Source organism: Sinorhizobium glycinis (assembly GCF_001651865.1).
GTDB lineage: Bacteria > Pseudomonadota > Alphaproteobacteria > Rhizobiales > Rhizobiaceae > Sinorhizobium > Sinorhizobium glycinis.
In genome coordinates, this window is the sequence record NZ_LPUX01000055.1 from 62,408 (window position 1) to 76,859 (window position 14,452).

Consider the following 14,452-nt stretch of genomic DNA (forward strand, 5'->3'; position numbering starts at 1 on the left):
CCCGTGCCGCAAACTCGAAAGATCGCCGTTGTCCTGAAGGGCTATCCACGCCTCTCCGAGACCTTCATTGCCCAGGAACTGTTGGGCCTCGAAAGGGCAGGGCACGACCTCGTCCTCGTTGCGCTGCGGCGTCCGACCGACGTGAAGCGCCACCCCGTTCATGACGAGATCCGCGCCAAGGTGTTCTATCTGCCGGAATACCTGCATGACGAGCCATGGCGGGTGTTTCGTTCGCTGTTGAAGTCGCTGCCCAAGCCCGGCTTCTGGCAGGCTCTGGTTCCCTTCCTTCGGGATCTTCGTCGTGACTGGACGCGCAACCGCTTCCGCCGTTTCGGCCAGGCGCTGGTGCTCGTCGCCGAGTGGCCCGAGGGCGCCCGCTGGTTGCACGCGCATTTCATTCATACGCCGGCCTCGGTTACGGCCTATGCGAGCATCATGGCCGGTGTCCCATGGACCTGCTCGGCGCACGCCAAGGACATCTGGACCTCTTCGGATTGGGAGCTGTCGGAAAAGCTCGCGCGCGCCTGCTGGACGGTGACCTGCACGCGCAGCGGCTACGAGCACCTCAAGAGCCTGGCGGCCGAGACATGCCGGGTGCATCTGAGCTATCACGGCCTCGATCTCGATCGCTTCCCGAGCTTCGAAGGCGATCATTCCAACCGCGACGGATCAGATCCGAGCGATCCGGTGCGGATCGTCAGCGTCGGGCGCGCCGTCGCCAAGAAGGGCTACGACGTTCTCCTCAAGGCGCTGTCGTTGCTGCCCGAAGACCTCAGCTGGCGCTTCGAGCATATCGGCGCAGGCGATCTGACCAAGGACCTTCGGTTGCTCGCCGGCCATCTCGGCCTTGCCGAGCGTGTCGCCTGGCACGGCGCGCTCGATCAGAAGGACGTGCTCGCGCGCTATCGCGAGAGCGACATTTTCGCACTTGCCTGCCGTGTCGCGGTCGATGGCGATCGCGATGGACTGCCGAACGTGCTGGTCGAGGCATCGAGCCAGCGGCTTGCCTGTGTTTCGACGCGGGTATCCGGCATTCCGGAATTGCTGAACAATGACGAGAACGGCCTTGTGGTGCCGCCCGAGGATCCCCGCGCCCTCGCTGCAGCGCTCGAGCGGCTCATCCGCGACCCGGCCCTGCGCAGGAGGCTTGGCGCCGCGGCGGAAAGGCGCGTGCGAGCCGACTTCGATCATCACTCGAGCGTCAGCCAGTTGAGCGGCCTTTTCAAAAGTGAATGGAGAAAGTATCCATGAACAAGCGTCGCGTTTTCTTCTATGTGCAGCACCTGCTCGGTATCGGCCACCTGGCAAGGGCCAGCCGTATCGCAAAGGCGCTTCTCAGGCGCGGCTTCGACGTGACGATGGTGACCGGCGGACTGCCCGTACCGGGCTTCCCAGGAGAGGATGTGATGACGGTTGTCCTTCCGCCGGTGACGGCGGGCGACAAGGGCTTCACCGGCCTGGCCGATGCCGAGGGCAATCCGGTCACGCCCGCTTTCCAGGAGCATCGCAGGGATCTGCTCCTGGAGGCGCTTCGTCTCTCCGAGCCGGATGTGGTCATCATCGAGGCCTTTCCGTTCGGCCGCCGCCAGATGCGCTTCGAACTCCTGCCGCTGCTTGACTCGATCGAAGCAATGGATCGCCGTCCGCTGGTGGCGACTTCGCTGCGCGACATCCTGCAGGAGCGGACCAAGCCGGGGCGAGCCGAGGAGACGGTCGAACTGGTGAAGACGCATTTCGACCTCGTGCTCGTCCATGGCGACCCGGCCTTCGCCCGGCTCGAGGAGACCTTTCCGCTCGCAAGCGAGATCGCCGACCGGGTCGCCTATACCGGCCTTGTCGCTCCGCCACCGCCGGCAGAGCCGGCCGAGACCTTCGACATCTTGGTTTCCGCGGGTGGCGGGGCCGTCGGCAAGGAGCTGATCGGCGCTGCACTCGCGGCGGCGAAAATCCTGCCGAATGAACTCCGCTGGTGTCTGGTGACCGGCCCAAACCTGCCGCAGCCGGATTTTGACGAGCTCGCCACCGCGGCACCGGACGGCGTCAGCCTGTTTCGTTTCCGGCAGGACTTTGCAAGTCTCCTTGCCGGCGCACGTCTTTCCGTCTCACAGGCCGGTTACAACACCGTCTGCGACATACTCCGGGCCGGATGCAATTCGCTGCTCATTCCATTTACCGCTGGAGGGGAGACGGAGCAGAGCACGCGCGCAAGCCGGCTCGAGAGACTCGGCCTCGCGGCCGTTCTGCCCGAAGAGGGGATCACGCCGCAGGACCTTGCACGGCAGGTGGAAACGGCGCTCGCGCGATCGAAGCCCGATATCCCGCCGCTCGACATCGATGGCGCCGACAGGACGGCGACGATTATCGACGAAAATCTGAAGCGGAGGGAAGGCGTCAGACCCTACCGATCAGCATGAAGCGCGTATATTTCTTCATCGGCAGCGCCCCCGCGAAATCGACGCGGGAAAGGCCGGCCCTGGCTTGAAATTCCTCGAGCGAGGAAACACAGTTTATGTGGCTAGGCTCGCTGAAATAGTCGTTCGACTGCAGCAGGACGCGGGTCCCGGAGGGAACGAGTTCGAGCCATGCGCCGAGGTCGGCGATATGCTCGCAGCTCGTATTGATAACGAGGTCAGCCTGCAAGCTGCGATAGTCGATGGCATGCATGTCCGCCGTGATGGCGTGAAACCGGTCGCCGAAACCGGAATTCAGCGTGCGCGCCACCTGTTCGACTGTCGGATCGATGTCGAAGCTGTCGATTGCCTCAATCGTGAAGCGGCGATCTTCGAGAAGCATGGCCGGCAAAACACCGTACCAGCCGCCGAGAACGACGATCCTGCCATAGGCGGAACCGGCATTCTTCAAAAGCTCGTCGCGAGCCCAGAGCTTGCACAGAACCTGCTTGTGGTTGAAGGCATTGGCGATATTGGCTTCGGGATGCTTTGCGATGACCCCGGCTATTCCGTCGACGAGTACGCTTCCCGTGTAAGCGGCCAACCCTCGCGCGAGGTCGTAACCGTTTTCGTGCCAATCGTTGGAACCGTGGGGGGAGTGGCTGGCATGGGTCATGCGGCTGTTGTAAGCTCAGGGTCCGGCAAGCGCAAGGCGGGCAAGGAAGCCGCGACTGATGGGTTGCCGAAGGAGCCGAGTGAACGAATTTGCCGCTTGCCCCGGAACCAGGGGACGGTTCGATATCCGGCTGGAGGAGTTTGCTTGGCCCATCAAGCGCTTGACATGGAGCATGCCTCTGCTCTCATGGCAGTCAGTCACGAGTTCATGGAAGGGGCGCACGCCATTGAAGATCCGGTGGAGAGGAACCATTTGCGGCCAGCGCCCGCTCCCGGAGCGGCCCTGCGATCCCAAATTTTAGATTAGGTCTCATTCCCGCCCATGGAACCCCGTCTTTCCCGCTACATCTGGACTCATACCCGAAAGCAGCAGCTCTGGATCCTCCTGATCGTAGCGCTGTCGATGATCCCTTATTTCATGTCCTTCGACCTGCCGAAGCAGATCGTCAACGGGCCGATCCAGGGGCAGGGATTCGAAACGCCCGGGACAACCCAGCTCTTCCTGCCGATATCCTTCAGCCTGCCGTTCTTTGGCGAGGTCAACCTCTTTTCGGGGATAGAGCTCGGGCGGCAGGGGACGCTGCTGGCGCTCAGTCTCGTGTTTCTCCTGCTGGTGATCATCAACGGGCTCTTCAAATTCTACATCAACACCTACAAGGGCCGGCTCGGCGAGCGGCTCCTCAGGCGGATCCGCTTCGAGCTTGTCGATCGCGTCCTGCGCTTCCCGCCGCACCACCTGAAGCGTGTGAAGCCGGCGGAAATCTCGACGATGATCAAGGATGAAGTCGAGCCCATGGGCGGCTTCACCGGCGACGCCTTCGTGCAGCCCGCGCTTCTCGGCGGCCAGGCGCTGACGGCGCTGATCTTCATCCTGATCCAGAGTTTCTGGCTGGGCCTTATTGCCTTTGTCATTGTCGCGGTCCAGGCGCTCATCATCCCCCGCATGCGCCGACGGCTCCTGGTCCTCGGGCGCGAACGCCAACTGACGGCGCGCGAGCTCTCGGGAAGGGTCAGCGAGATCGTCGACGGTATCGGCACGATCCGCGGTCATGATACCTCCAATTACGAGCGCGCCGACATCGCGGCACGCCTCGGCCGGATCTTCAAGATCCGCTATGACATCTATCAATGGAAGTTCCTGGTAAAATTCCTGAACAACTTCCTCGCCCAGGTCACGCCCTTCCTGTTCTATTCGATCGGCGGCTATTTCGCCCTGCAGGGGCGCCTCGATATCGGCCAGCTCGTCGCGGTGATCGGCGCCTACAAGGATCTGCCGGGGCCGCTGAAGGAGCTGATCGATTGGGACCAGGCGCGTCAGGACGTGCAGGTCAAATACACCCAGGTCGTCGAGCAGTTCAGCGTCGAGCCCTTGATCGACCCGAAGGTGCAGGAGGTTTCTATTGCTCCGCCTGCGGCGCTCTCTGGCGCGCTTGCTGCCGTCAATCTCGCAATTGCCGACGACGGCGGCGCCAAGCTGATCGAACATGTGTCCTTGCAGGTGCGCCCGGGCGAGACGGTTGCCGTTACCGGCGGCACGGGCGGCGGCGGAGAGGCTCTGGCGGAGGCCTTCGGCCGCCTGGCCTGGCCGGTAAGCGGCCGGATCGTCGTCGGCGACGAGGATATCCACGAGCTGCCGGAATCGGTCATCGGGCGGCGGATCTCCTATGCCTCCTCCGAGGTCTATACCTTCCAGGGCAGTCTCGGCGACAATTTGCTCTATGGCCTCAAGCACGCGCCGCTGACCGAGGTGGTTTACGAGGGCGACAAGGCGGCTCATCGCCGGTGGGAACTGCTCGAAGCGAAGCTCGCCGGCAATCCCTCGCTGGACCTCAATAGCGACTGGATCGACTACGGCGCTGCCGGGGCCACGGGCCCGGAAGATCTCTTCGGGAAGATCAGGGCCGCGCTCGACGTCGTGCTGCTGACGAACGACATTTTGGCCCTGGCCGTCCGTTCGACGATCAATTCCGTCGAGCACGAGGCTTTTGCCACCGAAATCGTGGAGATGCGCGCCGCACTCCGCCGACGTCTCGAAGCCGAGAAGCTCAGCGATCTCGTCGTCTTCTTCGAGCCGGGCTCCTACAATATCGAAGCAACGGTTGGCGAGAACCTGCTCTTCGGCACAGTCACCGACAGGGCAAGGTGGGAAGCGGCGCTGGAGAGCCATCCGTTCTTCAAGACCGTGCTGAAGAGGGCGGGCCTCCACGAGACCTTCTACGAGATGGGCCTGGAAATCGCCGAGAACGTCGTCGAACTGTTCCGCGACCTGCCGCCGGATCATCCCTTCTTCCAGCAGCTTACCTTCATGACCAGCGAGGAGATCCCTGCCTACGAGGCGCTGCTGCAGAAGGTCAGGAGCCGGCCGCTCGACGAAGTCTCGGAGGAGGACGCGATCCGCATCATCCGGCTGTGCTTCGGCTATATCGAGCCGCGGCATCGCTTTGGTCTCCTGACCGAGGATCTGATGCAGAAGATCGTCGAGGCGCGGCGCGAATTCAGCGACGGCCTGCCTGCCGATCTCGTCGGCGTCATCGAGCATTATCAGCCGAACCGCTACATGGCCTCGGCCAGCATCCTCGACAACGTGCTCTTCGGTCGTATCGGCCACAAGCACACGGACGGGTCGGACAAGATTAGGGCGATCGTTCGCGATCTCTTCGAATCGCTCGGCCTCTACAACAAGGTGCTGGCCTTCGGGCTCGATTTCGATGTCGGCGCCGGAGGCAAGCGACTGACCGCCGGCCAGCGGCAGAAGCTCAACCTGGCGCGCGCGCTGATCCGGATTTCCGATTTCTATATCGTCAACCAGCCGCTGCTGGCCCTCGATCAGCGCACGCAGGACCAGATCACCCGCAACGTCTTCGCCTTCCTGCATGACGAGGACCGCAATCCGGCGATCGTATGGGTCCTCTCCAATCCGGCCCTTTCGGAACTCTTCGACCGGGTGGTGCACTTTGAGAACGGGCGGTTGGTGCACGAGGAAACGGTGGAAGCGCCGTCGAAAGACAGCGACTATAAGGAACTGGCATCTTGATGTAATATAGCATCGGGAGGCAGGCGTAGTTTCCCGGCCGGTCGGGAAGCAACGTGTTTGCGCCCGCGATACATTCGGAGAAGCGGACTGATATGCTCCTAAAAGACGAAGTGGAAATGTTGCGCCGGATTACACTTTTTTCCGGCCTGCCGCCTGCGAAACTCAAACTTCTCGCTTTCACCTCCGACCGGGTGATGTACAGCGCCGGCGAAAACCTGTTCCACCAAGGAGATATCGGCGACGCGGCCTATGTCATCCTTTCCGGAAAGGCCGATGTACTGGTCTCGACACCGACCGGCCAGTTGAAGGTTGCCGAGGTCGAGCAAAATTCGATCGTCGGCGAGATCGCCATCCTCTGCAACACGCCGCGTACCGCAACCATCAAGACGACCACTGCGCTCGAGGCGCTGCGCATTCGCAAGGACGATTTCCTGAAGCTGCTCGCCGATTTCCCCGAAATGGCGGTGGAGATCATGCGCGTGCTCGCCGACCGGCTCAGCCAAACGACCTCCGAGCTCACCGAAGCCCGCAGCCGCGCCCAACGGGTGGAGGCGTAGGTTTTCCTCGTTCCGATAGGCGGTCTGCCCTCTTGAGAGGCCGGGTGAATTTATTCCGGTTCCGATTTCCGCCATCATGCGGTAGAGAGGCGCGATGCGCGCCATTACCTATTTCGACAAGACCGTTTACTTCCCGGACAAGCCGGAAAAGAAGCGCTTTTTCGCCCGCCTGCAGGCCGGCCAGTGGGAGCCCGGCACGTTCCGGAACATCGCACGCCTGGTTGACGAAGAGACGACATTCATCGACATCGGCGGCTGGATCGGCGTTACGCCCTACTGGGCGTCTCAGATCGCGGACAACGTCATCGTCGTCGAGCCCGATCCGGTCTGCTTCGACATCCTGACGCAGATGAAGGCTGACAACGCCGGCGAGGTGGCACTCGTCAACGCTGCGCTGTCGCAGGACGAGCGCCTGGTGCTCAACTCCGTCGGCGGCGGTTTCGGCAGTTCGGAGACATCGGCGCTGATCGCCGACGATACCGGCATGGCGATTACCGCCGAAACTGTCACGATTCAAAAGCTCCAGGCGATGGCGAAGACCGAGCGCCTCTGCTTCAAGATCGACATCGAAGGTTACGAATACAAGGCGCTCGAACAGTTCCGGGCAATCGATCGGAAGCGAACAGCGGGCGTGCTCCTGGCGGTGCATCCGCAGATCCTGGCTGCGTCGCTTTCCGGCCCTGCCGTGCTGCGGGCGATCCGGACAATGGCGACGACGGTCCGGCTGATCCGAAGCTTTCGCGGATTTCGCCTGGACAATCGTTCGGCGATCTGGATGGCAATCCGCAAGTCGATCGCCCGGCGCGAACTCAAAGGCTTCGACCTGCTTTTCCTTGCCAAGTAAGCCACGGACGGCGTGTCAGATTGCCGGGCGCACGCTATGGAAAACGGTCGGCGCCGCGCCGCGTATCTTGCTGAATGCATAGACTTCATAGGCGGCTTGGGGATCGTCCCCCATGCCAAGCGAACCCGCAGGCATGCCGGGCACGGCGAGGCCGGCAATGTCCGGACGCTCGGCCATTAGTTTTCTGATCGCTTCGAGCGGCACGTGTCCCTCGATCAGATAGCCGTCGAGCATGGCGGTGTGACAGGCCTCCATATCTGCCGGGATGGAAAAGCGGTGCTTGATAGCGGTCATGTCGGTCTCGTTGTGGACTTCGACGGCGAAGCCCGCTGCCCTCATGGCTGCCGTCCAGCTTTCGCAGCAGCCGCACAGCGGATCCTTGTAGATCACCATGCGCCCCGCATTTGCCAGCGCGACGCGGCAACCGAGCAGGACGACGAATCCGCCTGCGAGAGTACAGCCCAGGAAATCTCTGCGTCGCATCGTCATGGGGTCACTCCTTTCCGGCGCCATTCGCGTTAGCGGCGTGTTCGCTGTCGATCGCATCCGTTCCGGCGCCCGGAACGGTCAGCGCGCCGTCGCACCGGATCGCCGCACGCCACGCACCGGCTCGACACCGCCTCGGCCGAACCTGGCACGCTCCAGCGGCTTCTCCGGCTGCTTTTCCGCATCGGCGAGATCGTCGATGATCGGACAATCCGGCCGCGCGTCGCCATGACAATGGGCGGCGAGGTGCTTGAGCGTCCGGCTCATCGCCTTCAGTTCCTCCGCCTTGCGGTCGAGCATCGCCACCTGATCGAGGGCGATCTTCTTGACCTCGCTGCTGGCACGCGAACGATCGCGCCAAAGCGCCAGGAGGTCCGCCATCTGCTCGACGGTGAAGCCGAGATCGCGAGCCCGCCGGATGAAGCGCAGCGTATGGACGTCGTTGTCTCCGTAATGACGATAGCCGGACTGGCTCCGGTCGGCCTGCGCTATGAGACCGATCTTCTCGTAGTAACGGATCATCTTCGCCGAGACGCCCGAGGCGCGTGCGAGATCGCCGATATTCATGTCATCCTCGTTCAACAAGAAGCAGTCAAGCCAGAATATAGGATTCCCCGGTGCGGACGCCAATGGCGCCGATCATCGCTGCCCGTCGCGCGCCGGCCGCTCGAGACTCCGGAAACGTTTGAGGCGCAGGGCGTTGCCGACCACGAAGACGCTGGAAAGCGCCATCGCACCGGCGGCAAAGACCGGCGAAAGCAGCACGCCATAGGCGGGATAGAGCACTCCGGCGGCGACCGGAATGAGCACCACGTTGTAGGCGAAGGCCCAGAACAGGTTCTCCTTGATATTACGGATCGTCGCCCGGGAAAGCGCGATTGCATTCGGCACGCCGAAGAGATCGCCGGACATCAGCACCACGTCGCCGCTCTCGATCGCGACGTCCGTTCCTGTGCCGATAGCGATCCCGACATCGGCAGCGGCAAGCGCCGGCGCGTCGTTGATCCCGTCTCCGACGAAGGCGATTTTGCGGCCGTCCGCCTGCAGGCGTCTCACCGCCGCGACCTTGCCGTCGGGCAGCACCTCGGCGAGAACCTCTTCTATGCCGAGCTTGCGCGCGATCGCCTCCGCAGTCCGGCGGTTGTCGCCGGTGACGATCGCGAGCTTCAGGCCGAGATCATGCAGCGCCCGGACGGCTTGTGGCGTCGTCTCCTTGATCGGATCGGCGACCGCGAGAATGGCAGCGAGCTTGTCATCGATCGCGGCGTAGAGGGGGCTCTTGCCTTCGTCGCCCAGCCGGACGGCATCCGATGCAAATACCGAAACGTCGAGCCCGAGGCGCGCCATCAGCCTGTCGGCGCCGACATGAACGGTCTTTCCTGCAACCGCGACCCGCGTGCCGAAGCCCGGTATCGCCTCGAATTTTTCGGGGTCCGCTATTGCGAGTCCTGCAGCCCTGGCCGCGGAAACGACGGCTTCGGCGATCGGGTGTTCGGAGCGTGCCTCGGCCGCGGCGACCAGAGCCAGGACGGTGTGGTGATCGAAGCCGGGAGCGGTATTGAGGTCGGTCAATTGCGGCCGGCCCTTGGTCAGCGTGCCGGTCTTGTCGATCGCGATGATTTCGGCGCTGCGCAAGGTCTGCAATGCTTCGCCCTTGCGGAAAAGCACGCCCATCTCGGCGGCCCGGCCTGTGCCGACCATGATCGAAGTCGGCGTGGCGAGGCCCATGGCACAGGGGCAGGCGATGATCAACACGGCAACCCCGTTGACGAGCGCGAAGGTCAGGGCCGGGTCCGGTCCGACGACGAGCCAGATGAGAAAAGTCACCACGGCGACAGCCATGACGACCGGCACGAACCAGGCGGTGACGCGGTCGACGAGCGCCTGGATCGGCAGCTTCGCGCCTTGCGCCTGCTCGACCATCTTGATGATCTGCGCAAGGACCGTGTCGGCACCGACCTTGTTGGCGTGGAACGTGAAGGCGCCGGTCTTGTTGATCGTGCCGCCGACCACCTCCGATCCCTTCGTCTTTTCAACCGGCACGGGCTCGCCGGTAATCATCGATTCGTCGACATAGGAATCGCCGTCGACAATCGTGCCGTCGACGGCAATCTTCTCGCCGGGGCGCACCAGCACCATGTCGCCGGAGCGCACTTCGGCAATCGGGATTTCGAGCTCCTCGCCATCGCGCCGGACGCGCGCGGTCTTCGGCTGCAGGCCCATCAGATGCCTGATCGCCTCCGACGTGCGGCCCTTGGCGTGCGCTTCGAGCAGCCGTCCGAGCAGGATCAGCGTGACGATCACGGCTGCCGCTTCATAATAGACATTGGCCGTCCCCGCCGGCAGAAGCCCGGGTGCAAAGGTCGCGACGACGGAATAGCCCCAGGCGGCCGCCGTCCCGATCGCCACCAGCGAATTCATGTCGGGCGCGGCGCGCAGCAGGGCAGGCACGCCTTTCGCGAAGAAGCGGAGCCCGGGGCCGAAGAGAACGATCGTCGTGAGAGCGAACTGCAGGTACCGGCTCTCCTCCATGCCGAAACGGCTCATCACGAAATCATGGATCGCCGGCACGAAGTGCGACCCCATTTCGAGGACGAAGACGGGAAACGTCAGGAGAGCGGCGATCAGGAAGTCCCGCTGCAGGCGTTTCAGCTCCTGTTCGCGCTTTTCCGCCTCGCGGTCGATATTCCGCTCATTGCCGAGTTGATGGGCCTCGTAGCCTGCGCCGCGAACCGCTTGCAACAGCATATCGGTGGACGCGAGCCCTCTGACCAGCCGGATCGAGGCTCTCTCGCTGGCAAGATTGACATTCGCCCCGATGACGCCGGGAACGGCCTTCAGCGCCTTCTCGACACGCCCCACGCAGGAGGCGCAACTCATTCCGTCGATGCCGAACTCGAGCGTGTCTTCAACCGCTCCGTAGCCGACATTCTCGATGGCCTTGATAATCTCGGCCGGCTGCGCCGTCTGATCGAAGCGGATGTCGGCGCGCTCCGTCGCCAGATTGACGGAGGCTGAAACCACGCCCGGCACGGCACTTATCGCCTTCTCGACGCGCGCCACGCAGGAGGCGCAGTTCATGCCCTCCACCGACAGGCTCACCCTTTGCGTATCTTCTGCATTTTCGGCGGCGCTCGGGGATGCCATGGTCATTTCCCTTGTGACGTTTGCCTAGACATGGGGCTTCCAACGATAGGAAGGTCAAGGCGAACCTTCAGGTTTTCTGTAGAAATGTTTGGGGGAGGGATGGAGGAGGAGGAAATCAATGTCGGTGATGGGCATGGATGACGGCATGCCCCATGCCGCGGCCGATCAGCCAGCGATTGACCGGATAGGCAGCGGCACCGGCGACGAGAAGCGAGACCGTCAGGCTGATCCAGAAGAGCGCCGAGCCGAGCCCTGAATCCATGGCGCCGGGAATCGCCAGCATCATCGCGTTGTCGACCACTTCCATGATGGTTATCGATGCGGTGTCGGAGGCGAGCGCCAGCTTGAACACGGTCGCAAATGGCAGGCCGGCGCGAAGGAGAGGAAACATCGTCAGCCCGTAGCCGAAGAGGAATGCCAGCAACACCGCCAACACGATGGTTTCGCCATTGCCCCAACCAAACGCCGTGCCGATGACCATCCCCAGCACCTCGCCGATGGCGCAGCCGGTCAGGCAATGCACGGTGGCGGAAAAAGCAAGCCGGTTGAGTGGCGCAGGCGGCAATTCAGGTGGCTCGGTGCCGCCATGCGAGCGCGCGGCGTGTTCATGATGGTGAGCGTGCTTGTCCTGCATTTTCGAACTCCGCCTTCTCTCCCATGGCCATCAGCAGTCGATTTTCTTGGTCCGTCCTAGAGGGGCAGGCTCTTGTACCCGGCGGCGTCGAGCGCCTCAGCGATCGCAGCTCTGTTGGTTGCGGTCTCGACACTGACCTCCTTTGTTCCGAGGTCCACCTTGATTGCGGCTGTCGGATCGACTCCGCGAATCGCCCTTTCGACTGTGCTTGCGCAATGGCCGCAGGTCATGTCTTCGATCTTGTAGCGCTGCATTTCCTGTCTCCGTGATCGGTATGAACGGAAGATAGGGCTTCCCACCGTTGGAAGGTCAAGAGGCGGCAGGCGCTGTAGGCAAATTCCTATAGGAATCCTATTTCTTTCCTCATGGTCCTCTCTCGAACCTTTATGCGGTTCGGAGCCATATTTCCCGCCGAGATTCATCCACGCGCCGCGTCGCCTCGATCGTTGCGGCAGGGATGCGCACGTCATCGCGATCACCTGCCGGGCGGCTCGGCGCTGCCTCCGGGTGACACGCAGTCAGTAAAAACCAACGCACAGGAATTGCCGACATGGACATTGTCGTTCTCGCATCAGGCATCGTGTTCTTCGCCTTGTCGTTTGCCTATGTCAGGGCATGCAGCAACCTCTAGTAGCGGAGATCAACGATGCTCGTCGAATACATGCTGGGTGGCGCAGTGACCGCCTTCCTTCTCGTCTACCTGACTTGCGCCCTCATTCGCCCGGAGCGGTTCTGACCACGAACGCAATATGCTCGGAAAGCCATACCAATGACTATCAACGGATGGATACAAATTCTTGTCTTCTGCGGGGTCGTGACCTTGCTGGTGAAGCCGCTCGGCGGCCACATGACGCGCGTCTTCAACGGCGAGCGTACGCTACTTTCGCGGATCTTCGGTCCGGTGGAGCGCGGTCTCTACGCAGTCGCCGGCACGAGCGAACGGGAGGAGCAGCATTGGACGACCTACGCGGCCGCCCTTCTGTTCTTCAACCTCGCGGGATTCCTGCTGCTCTATTTTCTCCAGCGCCTCCAAGGCGCCTTGCCGTTCAATCCGGCCGGCATGGGCGCCGTTCCGCCGGAACTTGCCTTCAACACCGCCGTCAGCTTCATGACCAATACGAACTGGCAGAACTATGGCGGCGAGAGCACGATGTCCTATCTCGTGCAGATGGCCGGACTCACCGTGCAGAATTTCGTCTCGGCGGCGACCGGTATCGCCATCGCCATCGCGCTAATCCGCGGATTTTCCAGGGCGTCGGTGAAGTCGATAGGCAATTTCTGGGTCGACCTAACAAGGGCCACGCTTTACGTTCTGCTGCCGCTCTCGGTGGTGCTGGCCCTCGTCTATGTCTATCTCGGCATGCCACAGACCCTCGGCGCTTATGTCGAGGCCACGACGCTCGAGGGCGGGCGGCAGACGATCGCCCTTGGACCGGTCGCGTCGCAGGTCGCCATCAAGATGCTGGGCACCAATGGCGGCGGCTTCTTCAACGCCAATGCCGCCCATCCGTTCGAGAATCCGGACGCAATCTCCAATCTCATGCAGATGGTCTCGATCTTCGCGATCGGCGCGGCCCTCACCAATGTCTTCGGCCGCATGGTCGGCAATGAGCGCCAGGGCTGGGCGATCTTCGCGACCATGGCCGTCCTGTTTCTCGTCGGCGTCGTCGTCTGCTATTGGGCGGAGGCTGCCGGCAACCCCCTCGTCAACGCGCTGGGCCTCGAAGGCGGCAACATGGAGGGCAAGGAAGTCCGCTTCGGCATTTCCTTGTCGGCACTCTTCGCAGTGATCACCACGGCGGCCTCCTGCGGCGCCGTCAACGCCATGCATGACAGCTTCACGGCGCTCGGCGGTCTCATTCCGCTGATCAACATGGAGCTCGGCGAGATCGTCGTCGGCGGCGTCGGCGCGGGCTTCTACGGCATCCTGCTCTTCGTAATCCTGGCGATCTTCGTGGCGGGCCTGATGGTCGGCCGCACGCCGGAATATCTCGGCAAGAAGATCGAGGCCAAGGAGGTCAAGATGGCGGTCCTCGCCATCCTGTGCCTGCCGCTCGCGATGCTGGTCCTGACGGGGATCGCCGTGGTGCTGCCCGACGCCGTGGCGTCGATCGCCAATCCCGGCCCGCACGGCTTCTCGGAGATCCTCTACGCCTATACGTCCGCGGCGGCGAACAACGGCTCCGCCTTCGGCGGCCTGACAGGCAACACGACCTGGTACAACATCACGCTCGGCATCGCCATGCTGATGGGGCGTTTCCTGGTCATCATCCCGGCACTGGCGATCGCCGGCTCGCTCGTCGCCAAGAAGACCGTGCCCGTTTCCGCAGGCACGTTTCCGACCGACGGAGCGCTTTTCGTCGGTTTGCTCAGCGGCGTCATCCTGATCGTCGGCGGCCTGACGTTCTTTCCCGCCCTCGCGGTCGGCCCGATCGCCGAGCATCTCGCCATGCTCCTCGGACAAACCTTCTGACGGTTGGTGTCATGGCCCAGCTCGTCGATCATTCACGCAAAGAGTTCCACCCCTGCGCCGGGTACCCGGCTCGGGGAGAGGCGCCGCCACGGGTCTCGACCATCCTCTGCCTGATCCTGGGCGGGATGACGCTGCTCGTCTTCATCGGCAAGGCGTTCACCTCTCTGTTCGCCGCGACCTGATCGCGGGCGTTCACAAACATTCAGCTGGAG

14 protein-coding genes are annotated in these 14,452 nt (G+C 62.8%); 8 read left to right on the plus strand and 6 right to left on the minus strand.

The annotated features are described in order from the left end of the window. Window positions 1-3: 3 nt before the first annotated feature. Both AU381_RS11750 and AU381_RS11755 read left to right on the plus strand, forming a co-directional pair. Window positions 4-1,251 carry a glycosyltransferase family 4 protein gene (locus AU381_RS11750; RefSeq protein ID WP_064241959.1) on the plus strand — a complete coding sequence of 416 codons (1,248 nt, stop codon included), beginning with the start codon at window positions 4-6 and terminating at the stop codon, window positions 1,249-1,251. Further along, on the plus strand, window positions 1,248-2,414 hold the full coding sequence (locus AU381_RS11755; RefSeq protein ID WP_244520052.1) for a glycosyltransferase family protein: 1,167 nt from the start codon (window positions 1,248-1,250) through the stop codon (window positions 2,412-2,414). Before AU381_RS11750 ends, AU381_RS11755 begins: the two co-directional genes overlap by 4 nt. On the opposite strand, the gene AU381_RS11760 is transcribed toward AU381_RS11755, so the two are convergent. After that, window positions 2,392-3,066, minus strand: a complete 675-nt coding sequence (locus tag AU381_RS11760) for a class I SAM-dependent methyltransferase (RefSeq protein ID WP_064241961.1) — start codon at window positions 3,064-3,066, stop codon at window positions 2,392-2,394. The two genes, AU381_RS11755 and AU381_RS11760, sit on opposite strands and share 23 nt — an antisense overlap. A 321-nt stretch (window positions 3,067-3,387) precedes the next feature. Here AU381_RS11760 and AU381_RS11765 point away from each other — a divergent pair, with 321 nt between their 5' ends. The 3 genes from AU381_RS11765 to AU381_RS11775 all read left to right on the plus strand — a co-directional run bounded on the left by AU381_RS11765 (window position 3,388) and on the right by AU381_RS11775 (window position 7,500). After that, on the plus strand, window positions 3,388-6,099 hold the full coding sequence (locus AU381_RS11765; RefSeq protein WP_064241962.1) for an ABC transporter transmembrane domain-containing protein: 2,712 nt from the start codon (window positions 3,388-3,390) through the stop codon (window positions 6,097-6,099). A 92-nt stretch (window positions 6,100-6,191) separates the two neighbouring features. Further along, window positions 6,192-6,656 carry a cyclic nucleotide-binding domain-containing protein gene (locus tag AU381_RS11770; protein WP_064241963.1) on the plus strand — a complete coding sequence of 155 codons (465 nt, stop codon included), beginning with the start codon at window positions 6,192-6,194 and terminating at the stop codon, window positions 6,654-6,656. A 94-nt stretch (window positions 6,657-6,750) separates the two neighbouring features. Beyond that, window positions 6,751-7,500 carry an FkbM family methyltransferase gene (locus tag AU381_RS11775; protein ID WP_064241964.1) on the plus strand — a complete coding sequence of 250 codons (750 nt, stop codon included), beginning with the start codon at window positions 6,751-6,753 and terminating at the stop codon, window positions 7,498-7,500. 15 nt (window positions 7,501-7,515) lie between these two features. On the opposite strand, the gene AU381_RS11780 is transcribed toward AU381_RS11775, so the two are convergent. The 5 genes from AU381_RS11780 to AU381_RS11800 all read right to left on the minus strand — a co-directional run bounded on the left by AU381_RS11780 (window position 7,516) and on the right by AU381_RS11800 (window position 12,021). Beyond that, window positions 7,516-7,989, minus strand: a complete 474-nt coding sequence (locus tag AU381_RS11780) for a DUF411 domain-containing protein (protein WP_082909890.1) — start codon at window positions 7,987-7,989, stop codon at window positions 7,516-7,518. Between the two features lie 78 nt (window positions 7,990-8,067). Beyond that, window positions 8,068-8,553, minus strand: a complete 486-nt coding sequence (gene cueR, locus AU381_RS11785) for a Cu(I)-responsive transcriptional regulator (protein ID WP_064241965.1) — start codon at window positions 8,551-8,553, stop codon at window positions 8,068-8,070. A gap of 72 nt (window positions 8,554-8,625) precedes the next feature. Then, window positions 8,626-11,133, minus strand: coding sequence for a heavy metal translocating P-type ATPase (locus AU381_RS11790; protein WP_064241966.1), 2,508 nt, complete (start codon window positions 11,131-11,133; stop codon window positions 8,626-8,628). A gap of 115 nt (window positions 11,134-11,248) precedes the next feature. Next, a complete protein-coding gene (locus AU381_RS11795; RefSeq protein WP_082909891.1) occupies window positions 11,249-11,767 on the minus strand; it encodes a DUF4396 domain-containing protein in 519 nt (172 codons plus the stop codon). Between the two features lie 56 nt (window positions 11,768-11,823). Next, entirely contained in the window at window positions 11,824-12,021 is a 198-nt protein-coding gene (locus tag AU381_RS11800; protein ID WP_064241967.1) for a heavy-metal-associated domain-containing protein, read from the minus strand. Between the two features lie 392 nt (window positions 12,022-12,413). On the opposite strand from AU381_RS11800, the gene kdpF reads away from it, so the two are divergent. From kdpF to AU381_RS30290, 3 genes are read left to right on the plus strand one after another with little or no spacing between them, the layout of a single operon-like run. Further along, window positions 12,414-12,503 carry a K(+)-transporting ATPase subunit F gene (gene kdpF, locus AU381_RS11805; RefSeq protein WP_064241968.1) on the plus strand — a complete coding sequence of 30 codons (90 nt, stop codon included), beginning with the start codon at window positions 12,414-12,416 and terminating at the stop codon, window positions 12,501-12,503. Window positions 12,504-12,536: 33 nt separating this feature from the next. Next, window positions 12,537-14,240, plus strand: coding sequence for a potassium-transporting ATPase subunit KdpA (gene kdpA, locus AU381_RS11810; protein ID WP_064241969.1), 1,704 nt, complete (start codon window positions 12,537-12,539; stop codon window positions 14,238-14,240). An 11-nt stretch (window positions 14,241-14,251) separates the two neighbouring features. Continuing rightward, window positions 14,252-14,422: a hypothetical protein gene (locus AU381_RS30290; protein WP_164476183.1), complete on the plus strand. Its 171-nt coding sequence runs from the start codon at window positions 14,252-14,254 to the stop codon at window positions 14,420-14,422. Window positions 14,423-14,452 lie beyond the last annotated feature (30 nt).